Origin of the sequence: Salinarchaeum laminariae, assembly GCF_023204835.1 — an archaeon.
Taxonomy (GTDB): Archaea; Halobacteriota; Halobacteria; order Halobacteriales; family Salinarchaeaceae; genus Salinarchaeum; species Salinarchaeum laminariae.
The window spans coordinates 1,595,653-1,621,577 of record NZ_CP096270.1; the positions used below are offsets into that span (position 1 = coordinate 1,595,653).

The 25,925-nt window shown below is 56.1% G+C and carries 21 protein-coding genes; 15 read left to right on the forward strand and 6 right to left on the reverse strand.

Translation table 11 applies throughout. The features are described 5' to 3' along the window. Positions 1-539 precede the first annotated feature (539 nt). Entirely contained in the window at positions 540-2,450 is a 1,911-nt protein-coding gene (locus MXF70_RS07395; RefSeq protein ID WP_248514985.1) for a BlaI/MecI/CopY family transcriptional regulator, read from the forward strand. Positions 2,451-2,686: 236 nt separating this feature from the next. On the opposite strand, the gene tcmP is transcribed toward MXF70_RS07395, so the two are convergent. Together tcmP and MXF70_RS07405 are read right to left on the reverse strand one after the other, a co-directional pair. Next, positions 2,687-3,625: a three-Cys-motif partner protein TcmP gene (tcmP, locus tag MXF70_RS07400; RefSeq protein WP_248514986.1), complete on the reverse strand. Its 939-nt coding sequence runs from the start codon at positions 3,623-3,625 to the stop codon at positions 2,687-2,689. A 47-nt stretch (positions 3,626-3,672) separates the two neighbouring features. Beyond that, on the reverse strand, positions 3,673-4,737 hold the full coding sequence (locus MXF70_RS07405; RefSeq protein ID WP_375140815.1) for an SPL family radical SAM protein: 1,065 nt from the start codon (positions 4,735-4,737) through the stop codon (positions 3,673-3,675). A 564-nt stretch (positions 4,738-5,301) separates the two neighbouring features. Between MXF70_RS07405 and MXF70_RS07410 the strand changes: the two genes are divergently transcribed. From MXF70_RS07410 to MXF70_RS07450, 9 genes are all read left to right on the forward strand, one after another. After that, the gene (locus MXF70_RS07410) at positions 5,302-5,793 is read left to right on the forward strand and encodes a hypothetical protein (RefSeq protein WP_248514988.1); all 492 of its coding nucleotides are present in this window, start codon (positions 5,302-5,304) and stop codon (positions 5,791-5,793) included. A gap of 2 nt (positions 5,794-5,795) precedes the next feature. Next, the gene (locus MXF70_RS07415) at positions 5,796-6,095 is read left to right on the forward strand and encodes a DUF8112 family protein (protein ID WP_248514989.1); all 300 of its coding nucleotides are present in this window, start codon (positions 5,796-5,798) and stop codon (positions 6,093-6,095) included. Beyond that, positions 6,092-6,646, forward strand: a complete 555-nt coding sequence (locus tag MXF70_RS07420; protein WP_248514990.1) for a hypothetical protein — start codon at positions 6,092-6,094, stop codon at positions 6,644-6,646. The genes MXF70_RS07415 and MXF70_RS07420 overlap by 4 nt, the downstream gene beginning before the upstream one ends. A 255-nt stretch (positions 6,647-6,901) precedes the next feature. Further along, positions 6,902-7,138 carry a DUF8139 family protein gene (locus tag MXF70_RS07425; protein WP_248514991.1) on the forward strand — a complete coding sequence of 79 codons (237 nt, stop codon included), beginning with the start codon at positions 6,902-6,904 and terminating at the stop codon, positions 7,136-7,138. Positions 7,139-7,264: 126 nt separating this feature from the next. Beyond that, a complete protein-coding gene (locus tag MXF70_RS07430; protein WP_248514992.1) occupies positions 7,265-8,227 on the forward strand; it encodes a DUF4268 domain-containing protein in 963 nt (320 codons plus the stop codon). 74 nt (positions 8,228-8,301) lie between these two features. Continuing rightward, positions 8,302-9,864, forward strand: a complete 1,563-nt coding sequence (locus tag MXF70_RS07435; protein ID WP_248514993.1) for a type I restriction-modification system subunit M — start codon at positions 8,302-8,304, stop codon at positions 9,862-9,864. Beyond that, complete coding sequence (locus MXF70_RS07440; protein ID WP_248514994.1) at positions 9,861-11,066, forward strand: restriction endonuclease subunit S; 1,206 nt, start codon at positions 9,861-9,863, stop codon at positions 11,064-11,066. Before MXF70_RS07435 ends, MXF70_RS07440 begins: the two co-directional genes overlap by 4 nt. A gap of 103 nt (positions 11,067-11,169) precedes the next feature. Beyond that, positions 11,170-14,142, forward strand: a complete 2,973-nt coding sequence (locus MXF70_RS07445; RefSeq protein ID WP_248514995.1) for a type I restriction endonuclease subunit R — start codon at positions 11,170-11,172, stop codon at positions 14,140-14,142. Beyond that, on the forward strand, positions 14,139-14,882 hold the full coding sequence (locus MXF70_RS07450; protein ID WP_248514996.1) for a M48 family metallopeptidase: 744 nt from the start codon (positions 14,139-14,141) through the stop codon (positions 14,880-14,882). Before MXF70_RS07445 ends, MXF70_RS07450 begins: the two co-directional genes overlap by 4 nt. 89 nt (positions 14,883-14,971) lie before the next feature. Here MXF70_RS07450 and MXF70_RS07455 read toward each other — a convergent pair whose 3' ends face one another. After that, positions 14,972-15,523 carry a TATA-box-binding protein gene (locus MXF70_RS07455; RefSeq protein WP_248514997.1) on the reverse strand — a complete coding sequence of 184 codons (552 nt, stop codon included), beginning with the start codon at positions 15,521-15,523 and terminating at the stop codon, positions 14,972-14,974. Between the two features lie 588 nt (positions 15,524-16,111). After that, the gene (locus MXF70_RS07460) at positions 16,112-17,104 is read right to left on the reverse strand and encodes a hypothetical protein (RefSeq protein ID WP_248514998.1); all 993 of its coding nucleotides are present in this window, start codon (positions 17,102-17,104) and stop codon (positions 16,112-16,114) included. A gap of 309 nt (positions 17,105-17,413) precedes the next feature. Here MXF70_RS07460 and MXF70_RS07465 point away from each other — a divergent pair, with 309 nt between their 5' ends. Next, positions 17,414-18,028 (forward strand): DUF7983 family protein, encoded by a 615-nt coding sequence (locus MXF70_RS07465; protein WP_248514999.1) that lies wholly within the window; start codon positions 17,414-17,416, stop codon positions 18,026-18,028. Positions 18,029-18,178: 150 nt separating this feature from the next. Here MXF70_RS07465 and MXF70_RS07470 read toward each other — a convergent pair whose 3' ends face one another. Together MXF70_RS07470 and MXF70_RS07475 are read right to left on the reverse strand one after the other, a co-directional pair. Beyond that, positions 18,179-18,868, reverse strand: coding sequence for a hypothetical protein (locus MXF70_RS07470; RefSeq protein ID WP_248515000.1), 690 nt, complete (start codon positions 18,866-18,868; stop codon positions 18,179-18,181). Positions 18,869-19,237: 369 nt separating this feature from the next. Then, the gene (locus MXF70_RS07475) at positions 19,238-19,948 is read right to left on the reverse strand and encodes a GIY-YIG domain-containing protein (protein WP_375140816.1); all 711 of its coding nucleotides are present in this window, start codon (positions 19,946-19,948) and stop codon (positions 19,238-19,240) included. A 61-nt stretch (positions 19,949-20,009) separates the two neighbouring features. On the opposite strand from MXF70_RS07475, the gene MXF70_RS07480 reads away from it, so the two are divergent. The 4 genes from MXF70_RS07480 to MXF70_RS07495 all read left to right on the forward strand — a co-directional run bounded on the left by MXF70_RS07480 (position 20,010) and on the right by MXF70_RS07495 (position 25,908). Further along, entirely contained in the window at positions 20,010-20,738 is a 729-nt protein-coding gene (locus MXF70_RS07480) for a hypothetical protein (RefSeq protein WP_248515002.1), read from the forward strand. Positions 20,739-20,854: 116 nt separating this feature from the next. After that, positions 20,855-24,214 carry a M26 family metallopeptidase gene (locus MXF70_RS07485; protein WP_248515003.1) on the forward strand — a complete coding sequence of 1,120 codons (3,360 nt, stop codon included), beginning with the start codon at positions 20,855-20,857 and terminating at the stop codon, positions 24,212-24,214. Between the two features lie 141 nt (positions 24,215-24,355). Next, entirely contained in the window at positions 24,356-24,895 is a 540-nt protein-coding gene (locus MXF70_RS07490) for a hypothetical protein (protein WP_248515004.1), read from the forward strand. A gap of 572 nt (positions 24,896-25,467) precedes the next feature. After that, complete coding sequence (locus tag MXF70_RS07495) at positions 25,468-25,908, forward strand: arsenate-mycothiol transferase ArsC (protein WP_248515005.1); 441 nt, start codon at positions 25,468-25,470, stop codon at positions 25,906-25,908. Positions 25,909-25,925 lie beyond the last annotated feature (17 nt).

The window sequence follows — 25,925 nt, forward strand, 5'->3', positions numbered from 1 at the left end:
ACCTGCTAAAATCGCGAGACAGCGCCTTCGTCTGGAGATATTACATGTATCACTTAAGTAATACTTTTATGTGTATGCCTCCATACTCCCAAACAGAGAGCATGATCAAAAAATCCGTCACGGTAAGAGAGGACCAAGCACGGTATATCAGTCACAGTAGCCTAAACTTTAGTGGGTGGGCGCGGGGAAAACTCGAACTCTGGTTGCATGACGAGACTAAGGATCTCCCCACAGACCGGACGCTTCGGGACGGTCCGATGGAACAGAAACACGTGCTGGTGAAACAGGGAGTCGCAAATGCCATCAACTCTACAGGGGCGAACCTATCACATTTCATTCAAGACCGGCTGGACGAGCGGATGGAGCGCGAACGCAAGCGGAGGAGTTAGATTCGTGACTCCATCCGCCCAGCGAGAATACAACTCCGGGATACCGCGATGACGTCGACAAGGACTGGCACAAACACCGACTCCCGGCAGGTCCCGTGGCCGACGACCGAGGAGATACGACACCGTCTCACAAACCGCATCCGGTCACGCATGGGCGAGGAGGCCAACGTGATAATTCCTTCACCCACCTCAAGTGGGAAGTCCTACAACGCGGGGACGACGCCCTGGAAGACGCTTAGCGTAGCCGGAGACGCGCCAGTCATTCATCTCCACGCACGCAAGGATTCTCGTCGAGACGCGATGCAGATGAGCGAGGATGCAGGTATCGATGCAGTGCAACTCTTGGGGAGGGATGAGGCGTGTGGGACCTTTCGCGGGGAGTACGACGAGAACGTGTCGACGCCGAACAGCACCCCCGCTAGCGAATGGCTGTCCGACCAGTGCGTCAACCGGGGAAACACCCTCAGCAAAGCCCACAGCTATCTTGAAGAGGAGAATGTCGGCCAACTCCCTTGTTGCCCCTGTCCATCGGTAGAGCAGTGGAACGGCGTGCCTTACGACGAAGACGGGAACGTTTCGCACGACGTTGTACATGCGACCCATAGCTTCTCATATGTGCCTTCAATTGCGAGCGGGACGAATCTGATCTTCGACGAGCGTCCGGATTTCAAAAGCAGCGTCGGAGATCGCCCGAATGACGACATCACGCGCTCGCGGCTTCAGGACGCTGTCACGGCCTGGCTGAAAGAGATTGATGCCCCTGTGAAGACCTGGGAGAGGTTCGTCACGTTTGCTATTGACTCCGTGGATGAACTTGGGGACCTTGTGAAAGACCCACCTTCGGCCAGCCCCGACTGGTTCATCGAGGCAGATGGAGCTCACTCACTTGCACCTGGACTCACCGAGGCCGCCTATCGGGCGTTCGCGAGTGAATCCGACCGGAACGGTCGTCGTGTTGGTGAAGCGCGTAACGATGTATCACGCTTCGACCCCAGCGGAGAAGACGACCCTCGATACAGCCGAACCCGCTTGACATTGGTTGTTGACGAGGAGAATATCCCGACTGCGTACTGGAATGTCCCTGAGTTGGGTAACGCCCGGAGCATCATCTGTCTGGATGCATGGCCCGCTGTGTACGAGTGGAAGCAGAACGTCGGTGACGGTCTGAAGGAGGATCACATCGTCACCGAGGAGGAGTTCGAGAAGTGGCGAAAGTTCGAGCGGGGACTAGAAGTTGTCCAGATCGGTGACAGCGCACGACCTGCATCAACCGAGTTCGCCGTAAGAGAATACACCGATACGGCACGCCAACAGATCGTCGTGGAGTCGCTACGTACCAAGTACGCGGGTGCATTCTCGTCTGCAATCTATCCGAAGGCAATGGATGAGCAGATGTCTGAACATCTGCCAGACGGAGTCAGTACGCTGACCTATGGGAACGTGCGGAGTAGTAACGAGTTCAGTAACGAGCTTGTCGGGCTCGTCACGAACTGTTTGGACCCAGGAGACGACTACGTCCTCGACCTTTTGGCAGCGCGTGATCTCGACGCCGAACCGGAGACTTGGAAGTGCATCGGTTGCCCCGGTGATGAGTGCCCCATGTGTGGTGGCGAGCCGGATCGCAAGCCTGGTCGGGGGTTTGTGGGGCCCGACGCAGATGACGCTGAGGAGATATTGGACGGCATCCGACAGAATCAGGTTGCGCAGGGGATCGGTCGGTGGGCGCGTAGTCACGATTCGCCTCGTGCACTCGTGTTCGTTCGAACATCGACAGCACCAGCGACGATGGTCGATACGGAAATTGACGCTGCCTGGAAGTTTACCCCGAAGCAGCAGGCGGTCGTCGATTTTGTTCGTGAGAACCGAGGAGCAGCGGCAAATGAGATCGTCACCGCAACAGACGTCTCATACGACACAGTCCGCCGGACGATGAACCGGCTCGTTGACCTGGATGTTGCCAAGAAGGAGATACTGCAACGAGAAACACGGTTCCTGCTAACTGAACCTATTCCGACTGACGGAGTCCTCGAAGGCATTTGGGATTTGTCAACCCCCACTTAAGAAAAACAGCAGAGACCCGTTATCGTCTTGCGATTCCTGCTTGTCCCTACTCGCATATTCCATAAGGAGTACTATATTAATGGATCTGAGAGTACACTATCGCGCTATCCTACCGCATCACCGCGATTTCGGCTTCTACGTTTATATGTGATGTCGCTCACCCATAGATCGGCGATTAATCCTCGTCGCGAGAATGCCAACAGCAGCGGATGCTACAGCAGCGAACAGACAGGATGTCAGTACTCATACAGCCCGCTCTGCGACATCTCGCTCTCGCTCCCGTGTTCCTCGAAACGGAGTCGGCTATCGAACGCACCCTGTGGGTCGTTAGCCCGCTCCCGAGTTTCCTGGATCTCCTCGACAACGTCCGCCCGTAGCGTGTCCTCGTTCTGCATAATGTCCTCCATCACATTGTTGACGGCGGTCTCATTCCCAGACGCGAAGATCAGGTCGTATCGCCAGTTGCTGCTACCCCGAGAGGTCATCTTTCGGGAGGCAGTGTGGTAGTCCAGCGGTTCAATTTTATTCTCTCGGAACCACTGGACGTAGAAGTCCTGTGACCGATTCCGAGGTACATCCTCACCCACTGCATCTTCCAGCGCCTGATGGGCGTGTTCAGCACCATCCGTGCTGTTACGTACTATCCCGGACGTCTGGAAGTTGTACAGGATGTCGGTGTTCCCACGGTTGATGAGCTTCCTGAGCAAATCCCACTCCAGATCGTTGAGCCCCTCGGGGTCGACGAAGGTGAACCAGTGTTTGTAGCTGTTCCCGTTCTCGATGAGCCAATCAACCCCATCCATACTGTCCATGTTATGAATGAGAATCCGCGGATCTGAGCCCCGTATCGCGTATTCCTCCCCCGTATCCAATGTGCCGAAAGAGAGTTCGATACCCAGGCGTTCCTCTATGGCGTCACAGAGGGATTGCCAGTGGCCGGAGTCGATCTCGTAGAGGTAGTACGCATCAAAGTCATACTCCAAAGCTCGAATCGGTGACCCTGCGATATTCAGCCGATAGTCAGGGAGCTCCGTGACACCATTCCCCGCATGGGTGTCGACGTACCACAGGTCCTGCTCCCAGTTGTTGTCCAGGATTCGCTTGTATGCCCAGAGATACTTCTGGAGGATGACCAGCTTGGCGATGCTCTTGTCACCCGAGTACGTATTTGACACGTTAGCTGTAGCTGTCCTCGGAGCGACATGTTAAATAATTACTCCCCCTATTCGACTCCAGCCGCGTTTGCCGTGCCCGGGTGGTCTGGCATGGGAGTAGAAGGTGTATCACGGTTCGCAAAGTCTTCGGGACTTTGCCGCTCGCGCCATCCTTCTAACCACTCTCGCTCAGCTGGATCGGCGTATTTCAACAGCTGCTTGTCCGGCCAAAGGTGGACTGGCATATCGAGTTCATCGCCCAGCTCCTGCATCCACCTGAGGTGATTGAGGGAGTATTCGACCCATCGATCACGCTTCTGTAGCCGCTCCAACTCGTCCGCAAGACGTGTTTGGTCTGCGGATCGGGCGGCATCAACGGTCATCTTGAAGTTCGCGCCTCGGGGATTGATCGGCTCGTGAAACACTACGGATGGGTCACACTCTGCAATCTCCATGAGCTGCGCACGGAGATCTTCTTTCGATTGCGTGGGGTACGTCGGCGACATCGAAACGAAGGTTTGTACACCGGCTTCGTTGAGTTCCTCCAGCCCTCGAACTCTATGTTCCGGTGCCGGTGCTTGTGGCTCGATAGCGCCGACCTCCTCGGCATCCATCGACGGGATCGATGATCCGACGGTCACGTACTGACCCGCACCTTTGAATACGTCAAGATCTTGGAGTGAAAGGATCGGATTTCGGGTAAGTATGCGCGCGTATCTCTCATGGTCTGACAGGACATCAACTACCTCACGAGTGATCTTGCCAGCTCGCCCATCCATGTAACAGTCAGTCGCAAAGGAGATCCCAACGATTCCGCAACCCTTGGAGGTCCGCTTCCAGGTTCGCTTGCGATTGAGGTGGCTGTCCAACCGATCTGGAAGGTCATCACGGTACAGAACATACGACCCCCACTCCTGTTGGGCATCGTCGACATCCGCCCGGTCTTTCAGCATCTCCGGTCGGGTCCGAACGCTGGGCATGGTCGGGACGTAACAGAATTTACACCCATGACGACAGCCTGTAGCGACGTTGATAACGTAGTCACAGAGGTGCTTGCTGTTGAGGCCTGATTCGCTAAGGACGGCCTCTGTGGGATCCTCCCCCGTTCGCACATCCGAAGGGTCATTCGGCATTCGTGGCCACTGTGGAATATTCCAGGTCAGACACACATACCACTTTTGTAAGATTCTATACGTGATGTTTGCTCGTTCGTGACTTTGTGCCCGAATGGAGGCGGGCCCTGACCACTACAATCGACCGGTCGAGCCCTCTTTTCGAGCTTCTACTAGTCTGTTGTGTACCACCAATCGTACACGCGTCGGGTGGCACATTATTGCCGGGAAAGTCATACTAATAACCTTACATGTTTAATATCTAATATAGGGGACACAGAGCCACTGCCAAAAATTCAGTTTGGACAGCAGGCACTACTCTGTGCCCCCGGAGGAGATCAGAATGGCATCATCCAATCGAACAGTGGAAACGCTAAGCAACCAGCATCCTGAGGCGGAACGAGTTGATGGGCACTTCGTCGTAGACAAGGTGGATCAAGTTCCAGGCGAGCACCCAGACCCACAACGGCGGATTGAGGGCCAAGAGGAGTATCTGGAACGGTATCTCCGGTGCGTGAGGTGTGGGGTTGAGGTGCTGAGAACGGAGGATCTTCCGTCCAGTTGCGGAGCGGAGGCCGATTCCGCATGAGGATCCTCGACGCCACGATCAACTGGCGCGAGCACGTCGCCAATGATCCTCGACTCCAGGTGCTCGTCGACGAGATCCCCTCGCGAGATGAGCTGCGGTACGAACACGAGGATGGAATTTGGTGTGCGATCGCCGATGGGTATGTGTCCTACTTCGCTTGGTCCAGCGACGGCAACGACGGTGGGTTCTCCGGGCAGAGTTTCGACATCACGACGGTCGACGGAGATGCGATCACGCTCCGCGGGCCATGGTCGGCTCGTGCTGGCGTCGTGAACCAGCGAAGCTTCGGACCTGTCGTCGACGTCCAGATCACCACCGATCAGGAAACTATCGAGCGCGGGGGCACGTTCAGTAGTGGATCACTCTCCCTCTGTGCCGCGAAGCAAGCCGTGGATCGCACAGGCGAGGACTGTCACCTGGAGCGCCATCTCCGGTTTTCAGGCGACGAGCCGTATTGGCTCCCAGTCCGAAACGGGGGTACGCCATAGCAATGGCGACTGAAAGCATTCCGCCGGAGGAGGCGATCCAGGGGACGAAGATAGGCGCGATATGCGACCGGTGTAATCGAGGCATCCAGAACGGCGAAACCGTCGGATTCTACGCGACGTACTACGAAGATGCGGGATGGACGCTTCGACGACTCTACTGTACCGACTGCGGAGAGACCACTGTTGATCCTCCAACAGAAGGGGCCGACGAAGTCATCGGCGCGGCAGTCTGGTTCAACCATGTGCTTGCAGCGGTCAGGATCATCGACCGGAGCCGCCCCGAGGAGGGCTCCGAGCAATGAAGGAACCATCACGCCGCGAACTGCTCGGGGTGGCGGTCAGCGCGCTGGTAGTCCCATTGGCTGGTTGTGGAGGCCTCGACGACAGTTCAGAAGGCAGCGGCCCATCACCGGACGAGCGACTATCGCGGAGTGAGGCCGCCGCGTACGTCACCGACTACGTCTCCAGCAATTGGTCCAATCGAGATCAAGAGGCGTACGGGCTGTACCAGGACGGCGTGACGGCGATATCGGAGGAACGATTCTCGCGCGCCATCCGCGATCTGGAACTTTCGGTCGAGGAGTACGAGAAGCTGGAATCCGACGCCTTCGAGAAGCGCAACGAGTACGACGAGAACCAGAATCGATACGCCCTGTTCGACCACGCCTGGAACATGTACCGACTGATGCACGAATCGGCGTCGGCCTGGTACAACAGCGCCTACGCGTATCAGGTCGAGGACGATCCACAGGCTGCGCTCGACTGGTCAGAAGAGGCCGAACGCCTCTTCGACGAGTCGAGAAGGCACGCGACAAGGTATCACGATATGGTGGAGGAGTGGGGCGAAGGATAGCTGAGCATGCTGGTTACTCGACACCCCTCAGCGACTTGTCCCCGGTGCGGAGATCCGCTCTCATTCGGGACAAAAGTGGAGGCCACTGGCTGGAAGGTGTTCTACGTCTGCACTGACGGCTGTGGATGGGAGCGGATGGCTGGATGGGTGAAGCTCAGCGAGGTCGGCCACCAAGATGACCTCCACCACAAAGCCGAGGAGATGGGTAAGCAGTGGGCGTAAAAGTCAGGGGCCACCCCCAAGAAGGACCGATCAGTGAGACACGTCGAGTCTGGTGATCGGGTTCGCGTCGACATCCCCGATACCGAGGATCCCGATTTCGACCGCTATCATGGGCATAGAGGAGAGGTCGTCGACGTGATCAAAGACGATGCCGGGGAGCATACTGGCGACGAGCGAGACTCCTATCTCTACGAGGTAGAGCTCCCCGGCGGAGAGACGGCGCACTTTCGCTGGCGGGACTTACGGCCCGCAGTTGACGAGAGCGAGTAGAGCACGAGTGGGCCCTGGATGCCGCTTCGACTCATTGCACACACTGCCAACAAAACCGCGGTTCAGACAGTCCATACGTCTCTATCGGCACGAACCATTTTGAGGCATTAGCGTATGTTTCCGGCTATGTACTCATTTGAGGATCCAGATTTTCAGGAACTCGAATCCCTGAATGTCCGTAAGTACTGGGAGCACGAGGCTGATGACTTCACTCCATGGTTGGCCAAAGAGATAGAATCCGACGATACGTCCCACTTGGAGGACGTTCTCGGCTTGGACTTGGAAGTTGTAGAGGTTGAGCGGGACGTCGGCAAGTACAGCGTCGACATCCTGGCGGAGATCGTCGATGACGGACGCCAGGTCGTAATCGAGAACCAGTTGGGCTCTTCTGATCACGACCACCTTGGCAAATGTATCGCCTATGCGGCGGGGGTCGACGCAGACATCATCGTATGGCTATCACCGAAGTTCAACGACGAGCATCAGGATGCGTTCAACTGGCTGAACAAGAACAGCCGGGAAGGAGTCGATCTATTCGCGATTCGACTGGAAGTCTGGAAGATAGGCGACTCAGCGCCAGCTGTCCGGCTGAACCCAGTAGAGGACCCGTCCGAATGGAAGCAAAAAGCCAAGCGAACCGGCGGAGAGTTATCGGAGACCAAGAAGCTACAGGAAGAGTACTGGACTCAGTTTCGAGACAAGATCACCGACCGCGATACGACGCTCAAGGAGCGGAAACCGAAGCCACAACACTGGTACAATAACCCGATTGGTCGATCCGGTTTCAAACTTCAGTTTACCGCGAATACGCAGGAAGACCGGCTATACTGTCAACTCGTGATTCAGAATGACCCTGAGGTCTATCAGAGATTGGTAGACGAAAAAGAAGAGATCGAGAACGAGATGGGGGAGTCACTACTGTGGAGTCCGCCTGAAGAGGCTCGACAGAATAGCAACCGGGCAAAAATCACCTTGCGGCGGCCTGGTGACCTGGCCGCAAAGGAGTCGTGGGATGAGTATCACGAGTGGATGCTTGACCGTGGTGAACGGTTCCACAAAGTGTTCTACGACCGGATCCAGCGGCTCTGATAAGCATCTCCAGCTTTCGAGCTTCGCTTTCGGCTGCCGCTGGTGTTATTACCTGGGAAGGTAACCACTGAGTCATGGCTGAAGGGGACCAGGCTACACTGCCTGGATCGGAATCGGAACTACTCACGCTCGATACGCTCGAAACGCATCTCTGGGCGGCAGCGGACAAGCTCCGGGGGAGCATTGATTCGGCGGACTACAAGAACTACATCTTCGGTCTGCTCTTCCTCAAGCGGGTCAACGACCGGTTCGAGGAGGAGACCGAGGAGGTCGCTGAAGAGTTCGACATTCCGAAGGAAACCGCCCGCGACGACAGGGACCTCCACGAGGAGTTCTGGGTGCCCGAGCGGGCTCGCTGGGACCACATCAAGGCCCAGGAGAACGACATCGGCGCGGCGCTGAACAAGGCGCTCGCGGCCGTCGAAGACGAGAACGACGTGATCGCGGACCGCGTCCTCACCACCGTTGACTTCAACGACAAGGAGCGACTGCCGGACGCTCTGCTCTCCGACCTCGTCTCACACTTCTCCAAGCACCGGTACCGCAACGTCGACCTCAAAGATCCCGACATCTTCGGACGGGCATACGAATACCTCATCCGCGAGTTCGCCGACGACGCCGGAAAGAAAGGCGGGGAGTTCTACACGCCGCGGGAGGTCGTCCGCCTGATCGTCAAGTGCGTCAATCCGGAGCCGGGCCACCGCGTCTACGACCCCTGCTGTGGCTCCGGCGGCATGCTGATCTACTCCGCCGAGCACATCCGCGAATCCGGCGGCGACATGGAAGACATCTCGCTCTACGGCCAGGAGAAGAACCTGAACACCTGGGCGATCGGGCAAATGAACGTCCTTCTGCACGAGCTCTACGACGCCCAGATCGAGAAGGGTGACACGATCACCGAGCCCAAGCGCGTGACGAAGCACGACGAACTGGAGGTATTTGACCGGGTCATTGCGAACCCGATGTGGAACCAGAAAGAGTGGAGCAAGGACTGGGTCGAGGACAACGAGCCGTACAACCGATTCCCCTACGGCCTCCCGCCGTCGAACCGCGGCGACTGGGCCTGGATCCAGCTCATGATCGCTTCGCTCAACGAGACTGGCAAGGCGGGCGTCGTAATGGACAACGGCGTCCTGTTCCGCTCGCGCTCGGAGAAGAAGATCCGCAAGCCGGTGCTGGAGGAGGACCTCGTCGAAGCGGTGATCGCGCTGCCGGAGAACCTCTTCTACAACACCTCCTCTCCGGGCTGCATCCTCATCCTGAACAAGGACAAACCGGAAGAGCGTGAGGGCAAGGTCCACTTCATTTACGCCGAGGACCACACGCTCCGAGAGTCCAACGTGCAGGTGTTTGAGGAACTCTCGAACCAGAATCAACTGACAGACGAAGGCGTCGAGTACCTCGCCGAGACGTATGAGACTGGCCGCGAGGAGGACCACCACAGTCGCCTCGTCGATCTTGAGGAGATCAAGGAGAACGGCTGGAACCTGAACGTGCCGCGCTACGTCGACACGACCGAGCCCGAGGAGCCCATCGACGTGAGTGAGAAGCTGGAGGAACTGGACCGACTGAAAGAGGAGCGCCGGAAGACCGACGAGGAGCTGCAGGCGTACATGGAGGAGTTGGAGTATCGATGAGCGAGGTCGAAGAGGTTCCGTTGGGTGAGGAGATCGAGGTGATTTCCGGAGTACACGTAGAATCTGATAAAGTATCAAATAATTCATCAAAAACGCCCTACCTAACAGGACCCGATGACTTCGAGGAACTGGGTTTCACAGTAACAAAGTACACTGACGATCCATCGAGTTTTTGCGAACCTGGTGACACACTTGTTACTGTTAAGGGATCGGGTTGTGGAAATTCGACATTTTCGAGTGAACGCGCCGCAATTAGCCGTCAACTGAAAGCTCTTCGTCCCAAGGAAAATCTTAATCCAAGGTATCTTTATTACTGGCTTCAGACAAAAGAGGAACTGCTGTCCATTCTTTCACAGGGGACATCAATTCCCGGCCTATCAACAACCGATCTGACAACTCTGAAGATCCCATTGCGACCCCTTTCTCAACAGTGCCACATTGCCGATATCCTCTCGACGGTCGACGAGCAGATTCAGCAGACCGACGAGATGATCGAGAAGACGATGGAACTGAAACGCGGCCTCGTCCAGGATCTTGTTACTCACGGCATAAATCACAGGTCGTATCGGGAGGAACTTCTCGGGCCGAAGACCGTCGAGATCCCCACCTCTTGGAGTGTTGAGCGGATGGTTGACGTCGCGGAGATCGTGAGTGGGAGCACACCGAAAAAGAGTGATCGGAATTACTGGGGCGGAGACATCTGCTGGGCTACGCCGACGGATGTGACTGGGACAGAGGGCATCTATCTCTCCAACACCGAGGAGAAAATAACCAAAGCCGGCCTCGAAAACTGTTCCGCGAACCTACTCCAGCCGGGGGCTGTGCTGATGACGAGCCGGGCGACCATCGGCGAAGCGGTAATCAACACGGTCCCTGTGACGACAAATCAGGGGTTCAAATCGCTCGTCCCTGGCGAGGACCTGCACAGCGAATATCTGTACTATTTCGTCCATACGATGGCGGACTACCTGACGGAGATCGGCGGCGGGAGTACGTTCCCCGAGATCAACAAGTCGGACACGGAGAATATCCGCGTTCCGGTACCGCCGCTGGACGAACAGAAGCGAATCGCCGAGATTTTGACCAGCGCGGAACGGAAACGACTGGACGAGATCTGCCACAAGAACCTCCTCCAAGAACTCAAGCGGGGCCTCATGCAAGACCTCCTCACTGGAAGCGTTCGCGTCGACATTGACGACTGAACGCAGGATACCTATCTGCGGTGTTCCGAGGCACATGGAAGTGCTCCGATAGGAAAGAGCCACAACGCCCTTTATACAGCAACTTTTCACGCTTAGATAGTAGATGGCCGACGAGTACGCCGAGTCCGAACGCCCCGCCCTCGACGCCCTCCACCGGCTCGGCTGGGAGGTGGTCGACCAGCAGGAATCCACTTGGGTCGACCCCCGCGAAACGGAATCCTCAGCCGTACTCGAACCGCAACTCCGCGACGCCGTCAAGCGCCTGAATCCCTGGCTCAACGAGAACAACCTGAACAAGGTCGTCCGCGAGATTCAGCAGGTCGCCGGGACGAGCACGATGGACGAGAACGAGCAGATCCACGAGAAACTCGTCCGGCATGTCTCCGTCGAGCAGGAGGGCGACCACGGCAAGAAGCACCGGACGGTCCAGTACATCGACTACGAGAACCCCGAGAACAACGACTTCTTCGCGCTCAATCAGTTCCGGGTCGCCGGACCGGTCGAGGTCGCCACCCCCGACATAGTGCTGTTCGTCAACGGAATTCCCCTCGGCGTGATCGAATGCAAGAGCCCGCAGATCCAGGAACCGCGCTCGGAAGCCCTCGACCAGCTCACCCGCTACCAGAACGAACGCGACGGTGACTCGGAAGGGGCCGAGGAGCTGTTCCGGTACAACCAGTGCTCGGTGGCAGTCTGGATGGAAGGCGCGGTGATGGGCACCTACGGAACGCCTAAGGACCAGTACAAGCCCTGGCGGGACGCCTATCCACTGGATGACGACGAACTGATCGACCTGTTCGATCTCGACGGATACCTCCCCGACCAGTACCGGATGCTCTACGCGTTGTTCGAGCCCGAGCGTCTGCTCGATCAGGTGCGCCACTACACGGTGTTCGAGGAGCGCCAGAGCGGGACGATCAAGATGGTCGCCCGGTATCAGCAGTATCGTGCGGTGCGGAAGGCTCTCGAACGGATTGACAAGCGCGGACGGCACGAGGCACAGGGCGGTGTCGTCTGGCACACCCAGGGCTCTGGGAAGTCGCTCACGATGCTGTTCCTCGCCCTCAAGCTCCGCCGCAAGAAGGACGATCCGACCCTCGTGCTCGTGACCGATCGGCGGGCGCTCAATGACCAGATTCACGCGACCTTCCAACGCTGTGGCTTCCCGAACCCGAAAAAGGCCGAGAGCATCGAGGACCTCCGCGAGCGGCTCAGCTACGACGCCGGCGAGACGATCACGACGCTCATCCACAAGTTCCAGACCACCGACGACGAGGACCTGGGAGACGAGGAGTTCCCGGTGCTCTCCCGCAACGAGAACGTCTTTGTCATGGCCGACGAGGCTCACCGGACCCAGGACAAGGAACTCGCGAACAACATGCGAACGGCACTACCGAACGCCTTCTACATCGGCTTTACCGGGACGCCCATCGAGAAGGACGAGCGCAACACCCGCCGCACGTTCGGAAACTACATCGACACGTACACCATCGACCAATCGCTGGAGGACGGCGCGACAGAGGAGATCCTCTACCAGGGTCGTCTCGCGGACATCCACCTTGAAGGCGAGACGCTGGACGACCTGTTCGACCGGATCTTCTCGGACAAGACCGACGAGGAAAAGGCCGAGATCCAGAAGCGATACGCCCGGACGCAGGACCTCGCCGAAGCCCAGCCACGGGTCAATCGAGTCGCACTCGACATCGTCCAGCACTTCGAGGAAGAGGTCGCGCCGCCGTTCAAGGGCATGGTCGTCACGACGAGCAAGTCGGCCGCGGTTCGGTATAAGAAGACGCTCGACGGCCTCAACGGACCGGAGTCGAGGGTCATCATTTCAGAAGGCCACAACGACCCCGAGAAAATCAAGGAATGGACGCCCTCTGATTCCGAGAAAGCCCGGTACAAGGAGTCGTTCGTCGATCCGAACGGCGAGGTCGAGTTACTCATCGTCTGTGACATGCTGTTGACTGGCTTCGACGCGCCGGTGGCTCAGGTGATGTATCTCGACAAGCCCCTGCGTGAGCACAACCTCTTGCAGGCGATCGCCCGCGTCAACCGTCCGTTCGAGGAGAAGACTCACGGGCTCATCATCGACTACTACGGCGTCTCTGACGAACTCAAGGAGGCCCTTGCAATGTTCAGCGCCAAGGACGTTGAGCGGGCGATGGTGCCGATCGAGGACAAACAGCCGGAGCTCGAAGCCGCCCACAGCAAGGCAGTCTCCTTCTTCGAGGACATCGACGACGTCGAGCAGTGCGTTCAGTCGCTCGAACCTGACGATCGCCGCATCGAATTCAAGAACTCGTTCAAGCGATTCTCCCAACTGATGGACATCGTGCTACCGGATCCGATGGCAAATCCCTACCGCGACGATCTGGACCAACTCAGCACGATCTACGCCACGGCGAAGGAACGCTACCGCGACGAGACGATGAATCTGGAGGGCGCGGGCGCGAAGGTCCGAAATCTGATCCAGGACCACATTAGTTCACAGGGCATCGAGATCCTGAACGACGAGCCCGTTTCGATCATGGACGAGGTCGAGTACGACGCGAAACTTGAAGGCCTAGAAAGCGACGAAGCCCGTGCGAGTGAGATGCAAAATGCCATCGAGCACGAGATCAACGTACGTTTCGACGAAGACCCCGTCCAGTATGGTTCCCTCAGAGAGCGGCTTGAGGAACTCATCGCGGAGTATCGCGAAGGGAGATTTGGCGAGCAGAAGACCATCGAAGAGCTCCGCACACTAATGGACGAGATCCGCTCCCGAGATGAGCAAGCTCGGCAGAAGGGACTCCGCGATGAAACCGATCTCTCCTTCTACCACGCCGTCGAGGATGTCCTATCGGAGCGCGATGCCAAGGAAGAGGACTTCGTCGAACTGACCGGTGACTTGGTCGGTACAGTTGAGGAGTACGTAACAGTGGTCGAGTGGAAAGAACGGGCCCACCTACAGAATAAGATGCGCAAGAAGGTCACCGGACAGCTCTACCGATCCGAGATCGACTTCTCGACGGATGAGCGGCGAGAACTCACCAACCGCGTCGTCGAACTCGCACGGGCTCACTACCAATGAGTGGACGCCTAAAGGAACACCACCACATCGGCCAGACTGTTGTCCCGTACACGGTCGAGTGGTCTGAGGACCGTGAGACGGTCGGCCTCTCACTCGACGACTCACTTGAGCTGTCCGTTACTGCACCGATGTCCGCAACCTACGAGGACATTGAATCGGTGCTCGAATCTCGGCAGGAGTGGCTCCTCCAGAAGCTGTATGGCTTACAGGAGCAAGAGGGGCCGCCGTATCCGAAAGAGTACATGAGCGGTGAGAAGCTCCAATATCGAGGCCGAAAGTACCCACTCGAAGTCGTCGATGCCGACGTTACACAGCCGCAGCTGTCATTCGACGATCAGACATTCACACTATGCGTCCATCGACTTGACGCCAATGGAGAGAACGTGAGTGTTCGTAGGAAACGACAAGCGGTTGTCGACTGGTTCATCAATCGAGCTGAAGACGAACTTCCAGAGAGGGCTCCCCCGCTTGAGATGAGGTTGGGCCTTGATGAAACTCCGATCGAAGTGGGTGAGCTTGCTGGGCGATGGGGTGAGTTCAACGACGGCGCAATCCGCCTCAACTGGAGGCTAATCCAGGCTCCAGTCCGAATTCAGGACTACGTCATCGCACATGAGCTGGCGCATTCCATCCACAGCGATCATTCCGATTCATTTTGGAATACGGTCGGTGCGCTAATCCCTGACTATGAAGATCGCCGTGAATGGCTCCGGGTAAACGGGAACACGCTGACCATCTGATTTCTATTAAAGTCCAATATTGAACTGATGAAATTTAACTCATCCAACATCACAGTAGATCCTCTGATGATGCTGGTCTATCTTGCCCGTCAGGATTCTCCATTGAGGAGCGACTGAACCCGTTCAATTCCTGGTTCGATGTCCTCAAACCCTCGAAGACCTTGGATCACGAATTTCCCCGTAGAGAAAAGCAAAAATGTGACCGGTGGTTGCTCTAATTTGACAATCACGGCGGGAAACTGCTCAGGCTCGTATTCCACGTCTACTCCTTGCTTGCCGAGTTTGATGCTGAGTGACTCTAGCTGAAGTGAGATATCGAAATCGCCACCGACGGCGATGTTCGTGATTTCCGGCCCTTCAATTAGCTGTGCGTCGTGACCGATCTCGGTAACCCGGCCGATGACTGTCTCAATGTACTGTTTGGCTTCCTCGGTAGATGTACTTCCGTAGACCAAAATCCGCTTTTCGTCCCAGTCTCGACCACTTACGATAACTCGAACGTTCGAGGCCTCGGGGGTAAACTTGTGCCCGGCATCCGCGAGTTCAAAACCATCGAGCATCTCCAACTTTGTCGGATCCATGCGAACGATGGCCTTGTGCATCATCGAGTGAGGCGTGTACTCGACACCGTCAGCAGTCATACGGGTTTCCGCCTCACTCTCGGTGCTCGTCACAGTGGCATGAGTTTCTTGGAGTAGTAACCTGAGTCTTTTGCCTCTCTACTGGAGTGCTGCTCCGGAGCCAGAACGGGACGCGATTCTGCGTGTAATACCGGCGTGGGGTCTGGGGGAGCGGATTCGCCGGATATTCGAGCCGTTCTGATACAAGCTGTTGTTGGGATCCCACGTCAAACCTCGATACGGTGGCGATGATTCCGATACTCGCGGATTTGTGCCAACAGGGGCAGCGGCCTGGGATACGATCGAGCTGGCAAGCGTCCTTCTCGATTTTAGCTAGCCGCCTCTTCGCAGATCTGATGTTTAGCGTCTCGTGACACACACTTCTCGACGAACACGGCAATCTCCCTGAGAGGGCCGCTAATCACGCCGCTGTCGCACGACCGATTCCGTCTTCGGTGTGGAGGAGAGACAGGTTGTCTTCGAGCTTCTGGACTGCAACCTGACGAGGAGTTCATTGACCACGTTCAACAAGAAGAGATTTTCATAAATATAATTCTACCATCCTAATCTTGTAGTCATTCAGCAGTATTGGCCGAGGACAAAGACTACTCATATGTATGAATAATAGTGTGCATGATAGGTTGTTCCCCTATCTTGGAGTGGGTGAGTATCTTGGTGAAACACTCCTCTATTCTCTGCTGTCTCAAGCATCTCTGTTACTGAGGTGCCATCTCGTATATCAACCCATCCGCTCGTGAGCAGCTCGTTAGCCGCCTCTTCATCAAAGATATCCTGATAAGTTACATGCATCTTGAAGCCAAGAGTTTCTATTCCCTCATCCTGTAAGGCATCTACTCCTTCAGAAAACGAAAGGTGGTCAGGGTTTCCAGGATCTCCCCCGGGTTCGACAAATCGTTCAAAATATATGCGGAACTGAAGTGTCGCATCATCTTCCTCACGTAGTATTTCTGGAGTACGCACCTGAGCTAAATTGTCATCAGAGGTCTCTCTACGAGGTGTCGATGCTTTTCCAGTATAGTGTGCCTCTTGAGTTACTTCGCCGTTGTTACGGACCTCCGAGGTCGAGGTGAAAATATTGTCCCACAATGGCGTTAGCTCGATTCCACGGCCATTTTCGGGTGGATCGTCCATTGACTCTTCGCTAACGTAGAACTCAACATCGACCTCGAATTGTTTTGCTAAACCCGTGCCTTCATTTGAGCACTGGAGTATTACTTCATCATCCTCAACACCATCTACAAATACATCTACTTCAGGGACGTACTCAGCGCCCATTATTTTCCGTTGCTGGTCTTGAATTGATGTCTGTTCCGCACTAAGGTCTCTCTGGTCGCGTAACACGCCTGTTTGGCGGACATAGATATAGAGGAGACCACCGGAAAGACCCAAATTCACTATAATTCCAAGTACCGATGCAGATACTTTACCGATCTCAATAGTATTTGCATTTGGGAATAGTAAACCAACTGAGAAGAAGGTGATAACCGCCCAAAGCACAATTATAGCTATGACAAATACCAGACTGTACGCCGCAAAAACGGCTGACCACAGATGGGCGATTTCTATATCAGGCAGTTCCATATCCATTTGCCCTAAAAATCCTCTTTATCGTCGAGTATGAGGGCCATGTTAGCGTAATTATATCTGGGGTGTGTTATCTGCTACGGTGGATAGGCACTACCGGAGCGACTGACCGGATGACCGACTTAGAGAGCATCGATAAGCGTTCGTGTGGCGAGAGGACGTACCGAAGCTTGCTGGCTGATGATTCCCGAATCACAGCTCCATTCCTGATTCGACGGTGCGACTTATGTGATTTTCTGACGGACGCTGGATTCTACTGACGTGACCGGAGCAAGGTTTAGCCTGTTGGCTGAGAGACTCGTAGATATGCCGTTTGGCGTCTCGTGGCACAAGCTGCTTGACGAACTGGAAGATCTCCCCGAGGATACGACGCTGATCTCACCGGTTTCAGGCGAACGTTTCCGCGTCACCGCCGTAGATAATCATCGTATCGAAATCGAAGATCTCAACGGCGACTCGGATGAGACACGCGAACTTCAGCGAGAGATGTTCGAAACACTATACCAACGGATAACCGAGGATGGAGATTGTTTTGATCTTGATCGGCTGCCCCCTAATGGCGAAACGTACGCGACCGTATTCTGCGTACACCCCCACATTTCGATTGATGAAAGTGAGTGGGTTATAGCTAAAACCGAAAATCGATCGCCTTCGCCTGTGGAGGAAGCATCTCCTCAAGAGCCAAACAATGGTCAGGGGGGCGACAAGTCGGACCCACTCCTCTCAATGATGATGGACAATATGGGTGATCCTCAAGCCAAGGTAGAATGTCCAATTGACGGATGCAATTATTCTCACCGTTCTGCGTCATCAGTGGCCCGCCATGTGAGCGGAAGTAGTACTGCCAAGCATATCTGGGGGAATACCGACTATACAGGCTGGCGCGACTTCGTCCGGAAACACGGTGAGCGTCCTGGATAGCCAGGGGGGTTGAACGAACCCAGACTACAACGACGACAAGAAGGTAAACTACACAACGAGCTGAGAGGCACCTTCGGCGGGAGTTAGAGGCCTTCAGTTTCGTTAATGGCTGGCGCTAACAGGTCCAGGATGCGATACTTCTGAATCTAATTATTCCTCTAATTCGAATGTCCACGGAAGATGGCCTTTCTTGACACGCACAAATTCCAAGCCTCTTTTTCGATCTCCGTTTTCGGTGTATGAATTCCCGACTAAGCGATCGATTCCGTCATCAATGTAGCGTAGTCGGAGTGTCCCCCGATCAGGGCTATCATCTTCTGAATTATCTCCGAACGGCTCATACTGGAACGTACATATTACTTCAGGATCTGGAGCATCTCCCGTTCGTACCATTGCAGAGTCACTCTTCCAATATGATGAGCCGGGATCAAAGAACCCAAACTCGATGGTCGACCAATTTTGACCGATAATCATCTTGGGAATATCATTACTCTGTGCATCTTTTTGCAATTGGAGGTATTCAAAAGCGTCCTCCTCAGCAGGCACTAATAACCACTCGCCCTGAATATTTGGAATCTCCTCCATAAACAGATAATCTGACAACAGTCTCCAAAGGAGATTATCATATATGGTATATATTAGTGAGAATGAGATCATGGCAGTGATGAATACCGAATTGGTCTCCACAGCGTTCCCGAGCAGCTCTGGAAGCACCGGGATCACTCTTGCCTCTAAAAATTCACGCAGAGCTCGATCAGCAGCACCCGCAATTCCCAATGCAAGGAATCCCATCAGCGCGATTAATATCCTTCGCTCAGTATCTGATGAGTAAGGATGCATTAGCTGAATATGAAATGGACCTACTGTAAACATATCGGGGTTTTGGCTGGACCTTCGAATATTTCATTGACCTAAGAGGACAAGGAATCAATGTCAGGATCGGTGATTAACTACTTCACAAGCACTCCATCATGACTTTATTACCCCTCAGTGACACCAATGGGTATGCCCAGTCGCAGTCAGCTCTTTCTTTCACCCTCCGCCAGTAGCTCTCCGCAGGCCCATTTCGAGAGCACTGCACGCAAGCCGGTCCCGGTAGCGTCGTGCGAACTATACGTGGCAGAGTTCCCTGACGGGATGATTGAACTGGCGACACAAGCCACTCCTGGTGAGCGCGACAGTGCCACCAGCAACCTCGTTATGGCTCCCTCAGAGGCCCTCCGTTTCCTCAATCAGCAGTGCTAAACGGTCCAGAATATCTGAGTCGTACGTCTCACCCACGTGATTGATGTTCCAAAGTCCCGATTCGCTGATCTCGCTACGAGGGCTCTGGATCCCTAACCAGTGGTCGCTACGCGAGTCGATCGACGGCTTCTGGTAGTTACTGACGAGAGCGATGGCGTTCCGTTCAATGTACGCACGATCGCTGGCAGGTCCCGGCTCATCGTCGACGTCCACCCACAGGAACGGGAGGTCACGGATGTACTCGCTCACCCGACGTTCGTGTTCCAGTTCATCAAGACGCCGCTCCCTGCCAGCGCCCGAACCCTCTCCCCAGTGCGGGTAGTCGTCGTGAAGGCCTGCTCGTTCGATCATCGCCTCTCCGACCCGCTTGCGGAACACTGATCCTCGATGGTTGCCGCCGCCCTCGTATGTTCCAGACAGAGCACCTCGATGCGTTCGAAGCCGGTTCCAGAGAGATGTCCCTGATCCTGCCGACACGGCGTGCGTCCCGATACGCGTCATGCGTAGCTGATCCGTTGAGCTACGTGTTTCACCGTCAGCATAGAAGAAATACAGCCCGCGCTCTGGCCAATCTATGTGCCCCGTGCAGTCTCGTAACCGCTGCTTCCCCCCGACCGCCGCTTCGAGATCCGTCAGGAGATCGTACAACCGATCCAGATCCGCTTCGCGGGACATACCTGTGTCAGATCATTGTCGACACGTAAATCTATCCGTGAACCCAGAGAATCCTCCCCCTATGGCGACTTCTATTTTCGTGCTCTCCGCGTGTTCGGGGTCAAAGGCTATCGAGCCAGAAGTGGGCTGTGAAGAGATCGATCAGGCGGGGCGAAATCATCTTGTCGATGAGTATCCCTCGGCCTCCATAGAGGCTCAATCACTGTACACCGGTGACGAGCATGAACTGATCAAGTCGGCTGTAGAGCAGTTTCAGGATGTCGCCAGCGTCGACTGGCGAATCGTCTCCGCTGGATTTGGCCTCATGGGGCCTGATGCCGTTCTTCCTTCCTATGAGTGTACGTTCAAGGACGATAAGCAGGTACGTGAACGGGTCGAACGGTTGGGTGTGGGTCCTTCGACCCTGACCAAGAAAGAGCGCATCAGGGCCGTCGCCTCGGAGTTGGGGATCCCGTCCGCGATCCGGGACTGGCTTGCCTGCGAACCGGACGTACTGTTCGTTACTCTGGGACGGGACTATCTAATTGCGACCGATGGTGCCCTGCTATCGGTCCCCGACGAAACGAGAGCCCTCGCTTTCGCGCCTCGTGGAACCCGGGATCTGATCGGGGCATGCCAGTGGGTTCCGTCGACGGAGACGGAACGAGAGGCTCTCCAAACGACGGTGACACGGTTGAAAGGCCGACAGCTTCGGAACGTGGCGACCAGTATATCGTCCGCTGATGTCCTCACATCTATCCAAGCTGATAAGCTTCGCGAGCGGAGCATTCGAAGTGGATTGTCAAGGTAGCTGTTGGCAGGTTACCTCTCAGAGCATCACCGGCCCAGGAAGGTCTACTTCTCCAGTCCTCTTGTTTGATTGTACGGACAAACGATTGAAATGCCCTGGTTGTCACTTACTTTTCAATGTCGAACGAGAAAGGGGCCGAGATTAGCGATTCTCTGCCGCGGTTGGACCTCCATCGCCGTAGGCTGATACGGTTCGCAGGGGCAGCATGTGGCGCGGGTGTCCTGGGTACTGGAACTGTCGCAGGAAACACCGATTTGACACAAAGCAGCAGTTCAGAACCAGAACTCATCACAGCATCGCCGGAGGACGGATTCAATTACCCGTACTATCTGTACACTCCCGGAGAGAGTCGGTCGGGCAGCACGCCATTGCTCGTTGAGCCGAACAATACGGGAACGTCGACAAATGACTTCGAGGAGCACCGGAAGTCTGCCCAGGGAATCGCTCAAAACGGGTTCTCTCGTGATTTGAGTGACGATCTCAGCATTCCATTCCTCGTCCCTGTGTTCCCCCGACCCAGCGGCGACCCGGTCGACTACACCCACTATGTACACGCGTTAGATGCTCAGACGATGGCCATCGAGGACGGGCCGCTCGAACGCGTCGACCAGCAACTCTTGGCCATGGTCGACGATGCTCGTGATCGGTTGGCTACGGCGGGCTTCCAAGTGACCGACCAGCTCATGCTGAACGGGTTCTCCGCCTCGGGGACCTTTGTCAATAGGTTCGCCGCGTTACACCCCAACCGGGTAACGTCGGTAACCGCCGGTGGGATCAATGGCACAGCGATACTGCCCGCTGAAACGGCGAAGGGGCACGAACTGAATTATCACATCGGAATCGCGAACGTCGAACAGATGACCGGCGAACCGTTTGACTTGGAGGCCTGGCAAGGTGTTGATCAACTTGCCTACATGGGCGGGGAGGACGAGAACGACACCATTCCGTACAGCGACGCATGGAGCGATTCGCTACGCGAGGTCGCACTCGATGTTTACGGGGAAAATATGCAAGAAGACCGGATGATGTACTGTGCTGATCAGTACGAGGAGGCAGGTGCAACCGGTCGCGTGAATGTCTATCCGGGCGTCGGCCACCAAACGACCTCTGGAATCCGTGAAGACATGCGTGTGTTCCACCGGAAACATCTAAATGAGTTTTTCGTCCGGTTCGGAACGGCCCCCGGAATTGGCACCGATGCGGTGGACATCATCGCGAGCGCGGGATCAAGCAGCGACACTAACGCGTTCGAAATCAGGGCGTTCGACGCGTCAGGTGAGGACCTGACTGGAACGTCTGCATCACTGGAATCCGGTGGCGGAATCAGGACCTCCCTGCCACTCAATCGGGCGCTGGAGCCCGGAGAAACGGTAACGATCGGCGTACTCATGTCGGGGGATGTCGATCAATCGGACGCGTATGATACTGAGACGACATCAGCACGGGCAGGCGTCTCCTTCACGGCAAGTCCGACAGCTGGCGACAGCACTGTTGATGTTTCCTACACACTCGATAGTGTGTCCGAGGGAAACACCCCCGTCACGCTCTGGGTTACGACAGAACAAGGGGGTGCAGTTGCCGCAAAGGACCTGAATCCGGGTGCCGACGGTGAAACCACGGTTGATCTACCGGAAGAGGAGAACGGCGTACTATTGGAACAGGGTCGAGAAGTCACGGTTGGATTGGCTCGTGGTAATCCGGTCGACGGCACACGCTTGGCCGACGAAACCCGGACCGTCGCTGAACCTGAGGAGGTCGCTCTGGATGTTACGCTCTCAACGGATCCTGTGGCCGAACGTGGCTCGAATATGGCGGTAGAGGTAGCGGTCCAGAGCGTTGGCGGCAGTGCGTCCGACCTCCCACTTGTTATTGCTCTCAACGGCACCACTGTTGCGACAGACACGGTAGCGGTCGAACTCGGAGAGACGACTACCATATCGTTCGATGTATCAGTCGAGGGGGTGGCCGGGACCGCCGCCCATATTGCTGCTGGAGTGGCTGAAGCGACTGAGTCGACGACCATTATGATCGCCGATGAGCCGTCGGCCGGGTCGGGAACAGAGTCGGACCCGTACGAGGTGAGTCACGCAGGTGAATTGGCTTCCATTTCCCTCGAACCCGATGGCCACTTCCTACTCACAGAAGATATCGAACTCGCACCGTTCAGTCAGTTCCCCCGTATCGGATCGTCCGAAACACCATTTTCGGGGAGTCTCGACGGACAATACCACGAGATACGCAACCTCCGAGTACGGATCGATCAGTCGCAATTCGATGGAGCAGGTCTACTCGGCAACCTGCAAAACGGTAGTGTTCGCAATCTCCATCTTCTCAACGTCGACGTTCGTGGAGGGGATTTCACTGGGGGACTCGTTGGGATGGCATCGGAAGGCGGGCAAATCAGCAGAGTCACAGTCTCAGGCATCGTTGATGGCGCAAGCAATGTCGGCGGAGTCATTGGAGGGACCTCCACAGGAGTTGATCCGGAAGCTGATGTAGTGATTTCCGAGACGGTGTCACACGCCGACGTTCAGGGAGAGAGTAAGGTTGCAGGGATTCTCGGACAGTCCTCTGGTGATCCTGTCCACAATTCGGTTGCGGCTGGCTCGGTCCAAGGTAGTAACAACGTTGCTGGAATCGTCGCATGGGTCGACTTTGGTGGCCTTGTGACCACGTCGTACACGCGAGCGCCACTCAGCGGAAGCGGTGGCGGCGTAGTGGCACACGCTGTTGATGGCGACGTAGAAGACGTCTATTGGGACGTTGAAACAACGGGGATGCAGAACTCCGCCGAGGGCGGTACTGGGCTGGAAACTGGCGATATGATGGGTGGCAGTGCTCACTCCACGATGGACGGTCTCGATTTCCAGGATACGTGGGAAGCGGTCGACGATGATTATCCTCAACTTCGGGAGATAACACATCCCCAAGATCCTGCGTGGTCTGTCGTCATCAGCGAGCCAGGATTGGGTGAAACAGTCCCTGAAGACGAGGAACTCACAGTCGCGATGAAAGTGGTCAATGCCGGAACCGTCGCGGGATCCACTACAGTGACACTCGAACAACCGGATTTGGACCAGACAGTCGATGTGTCCGCCGATGCCGAGGGTGAAACGGAAGCCACGTTCAATATTCCGGCAGAACACGTTGAACCAAACAGTTCGATCACGGTCGCCGTAGACGGATACCAACATACCCGGACGCTATCGGCCGGCGAAGCGCCGGTAGTCGACGATACCAGTCCAGGTGAGGACGATGATACGTCAACGGACACCAACAATACAGACACATCGAACTCAACCTCGACGACAGAGCCCAAGAACACTACGTCGGAGCGCATAAACAATTCCACGTCCTCGGCGAACGACCAGGCAGAGGACGAAGCCACTCCCGGCTTTGGTCTTGTTGGCACGATAGCGGCGATCATTGGTACTGGCAGAATCCTCCAACGCCGTAATCAGAAGCAAGACGAGTGAGACTGCGAGGGGAGAAGGGAGTGGACCGCGCACACTGCCAACAGCTGCATTGGTACAAGAACGGTGCCTCAATCACCATTCCAGTTTTTAGCTATGTCGTATGAAGTCTGATAGGCCATTGGCGAGGCCCGCACCAGTCAAATGACGATCATACAAGCCATTCCGCCCCGGGACGTCCGAACAGCCTTCACTCAGGCAGCTAAGCGTAACGAGCCATTTGAGGAGCGGGAAGGATACGATAACGACGCGAACCGCTGGGGTGTCGATCCAGAAGACCGGAACTTCACCGGGGTCATGGGTGAAATGGCTCTCGCGGTCTATGCGGATCTACAGATCGACTCCACCATCTACGATGTCGGAGATGGGGGTATCGACTTCCGTGTCGCCTACCAGGGAGAAGAGCGAACAATCGATGTCAAGACACGGACGAAAGACCCGTTCGCGTTGTGGGTTAAGGAGGGTTCTCTCCGAGCGGACTGGTACGTCCTTGGGCACCTACGTAGCCCGCCTGATTCGGACCAACTCGAAGGTTGGTCAGTTGAGCTGATTGGACGAGCAAGCAAGGAGGAGCTCCTGGATGCAGAGATGTCGAAGTCGGATTATGGTCACCAGAACCATTCGATCCTGCGCAAGGACCTCCACCCCATCCCAGAGCCGGACGATCTTGTGATGGCAGAGTGAATGCAAACTCGTTCTCAGGGGAAGTAGCGGTATGCGCTGTCCCGGGGTACTTTTTTATAGCATGAAAGGGAACCTACAAGTAGGCAAGGCGAATCGCGGCAAGAAACGCCGCGTAATCACTGTAAGACGACGGGATTCGCGACTGGTAGCTTAGGACGCTGTCCCGTAGGGGTCCGCCGGTTCAAATCCGGTCCCGCGCACTGACTGAGTTTTCGAGCGAAGCGAGAAAACGAGGGAAGGAGCAGGAGCGGATTTGAATCCTGCGAGGAACGCGCAGTGACCGAAGGGAGCGAGCATTTCTCGCAACGGTTCAAATCCGGTTCCACGGATCCCTACGAGTCTTCTCAGCGACCACTCCTCCCAATCAGTCGGCCCGTCCTCTCAGATCACAATCTCCACTTCATCTATTGGGTGTTTGTAGGAAATAGGTGAATATAGTGCTATATATCGTTCTGGCTGGGGGATAGTTTTCGAATGTCGGAACATATAGTTGCTCTCGACGTCGAGGTCGGTCCATCACGCCGGTCCGGCGTTCGAGCGATCTCCGCCGATGGCGTGCACTCTCCTGACCAATGTCCAGCACTGATCCGATCCGGACCGCCTTCGTCTGCGTCCAGAATGCCGGCCGCTCCCAGATGTCGACCGCATTCGCCGAACGCGAGCGCAAACGCCGCGGACTCGCCGATCAGGTCGAGATCCACACCGGCGGGACCCACCCTGCCGAGGCCGTCCACGACGGGGTCGTCGAGACCATGGCGGAGGCGGGCTTCGACCTCTCGGATCGAACGCCCCGGAAGATAGACGAGGTGGAACTCCGCAGCTGTGACTACGTCGTGACGATGGGCTGCTCGACGCTCGATCTCGGCGACGCGGCGGATTCCGTCGACGTCCGTGATTGGGCGCTGGACGATCCCGACGGTCGGGATCCAGAAGCGGTTCAGCGGATCCGCGACGAGATCGAAGCGAAGGTCGTCGGACTGTTCGACGAGATCGAAGCCGACCTACGGGACTGACTGCCGCGCACTCCGGC

Excerpts from the sequence above, each read along its gene's own strand:
- MXF70_RS07410 (WP_248514988.1), top strand. The coding sequence starts at position 5,302 with ATGAGGATCCTCGACGCCACGATCAACTGGCGCGAGCACGTCGCCAAT.
- MXF70_RS07435 (WP_248514993.1), top strand. The coding sequence starts at position 8,302 with ATGGCTGAAGGGGACCAGGCTACACTGCCTGGATCGGAATCGGAACTA.
- MXF70_RS07430 (WP_248514992.1), top strand. The coding sequence starts at position 7,265 with ATGTACTCATTTGAGGATCCAGATTTTCAGGAACTCGAATCCCTGAAT.
- MXF70_RS07495 (WP_248515005.1), top strand. The coding sequence starts at position 25,468 with ATGTCCAGCACTGATCCGATCCGGACCGCCTTCGTCTGCGTCCAGAAT.
- MXF70_RS07475 (WP_375140816.1), bottom strand. The coding sequence starts at position 19,948 with ATGTCCCGCGAAGCGGATCTGGATCGGTTGTACGATCTCCTGACGGAT.
- MXF70_RS07445 (WP_248514995.1), top strand. The coding sequence starts at position 11,170 with ATGGCCGACGAGTACGCCGAGTCCGAACGCCCCGCCCTCGACGCCCTC.
- MXF70_RS07460 (WP_248514998.1), bottom strand. The coding sequence starts at position 17,104 with ATGGAACTGCCTGATATAGAAATCGCCCATCTGTGGTCAGCCGTTTTT.
- MXF70_RS07450 (WP_248514996.1), top strand. The coding sequence starts at position 14,139 with ATGAGTGGACGCCTAAAGGAACACCACCACATCGGCCAGACTGTTGTC.
- MXF70_RS07395 (WP_248514985.1), top strand. The coding sequence starts at position 540 with ATGGGCGAGGAGGCCAACGTGATAATTCCTTCACCCACCTCAAGTGGG.
- MXF70_RS07420 (WP_248514990.1), top strand. The coding sequence starts at position 6,092 with ATGAAGGAACCATCACGCCGCGAACTGCTCGGGGTGGCGGTCAGCGCG.
- MXF70_RS07455 (WP_248514997.1), bottom strand. The coding sequence starts at position 15,523 with ATGACTGCTGACGGTGTCGAGTACACGCCTCACTCGATGATGCACAAG.
- MXF70_RS07480 (WP_248515002.1), top strand. The coding sequence starts at position 20,010 with ATGGCGACTTCTATTTTCGTGCTCTCCGCGTGTTCGGGGTCAAAGGCT.
- MXF70_RS07440 (WP_248514994.1), top strand. The coding sequence starts at position 9,861 with ATGAGCGAGGTCGAAGAGGTTCCGTTGGGTGAGGAGATCGAGGTGATT.
- MXF70_RS07490 (WP_248515004.1), top strand. The coding sequence starts at position 24,356 with ATGACGATCATACAAGCCATTCCGCCCCGGGACGTCCGAACAGCCTTC.
- MXF70_RS07415 (WP_248514989.1), top strand. The coding sequence starts at position 5,796 with ATGGCGACTGAAAGCATTCCGCCGGAGGAGGCGATCCAGGGGACGAAG.
- MXF70_RS07405 (WP_375140815.1), bottom strand. The coding sequence starts at position 4,737 with ATGCCGAATGACCCTTCGGATGTGCGAACGGGGGAGGATCCCACAGAG.
- MXF70_RS07465 (WP_248514999.1), top strand. The coding sequence starts at position 17,414 with ATGCCGTTTGGCGTCTCGTGGCACAAGCTGCTTGACGAACTGGAAGAT.
- MXF70_RS07470 (WP_248515000.1), bottom strand. The coding sequence starts at position 18,868 with ATGCATCCTTACTCATCAGATACTGAGCGAAGGATATTAATCGCGCTG.
- MXF70_RS07485 (WP_248515003.1), top strand. The coding sequence starts at position 20,855 with ATGTCGAACGAGAAAGGGGCCGAGATTAGCGATTCTCTGCCGCGGTTG.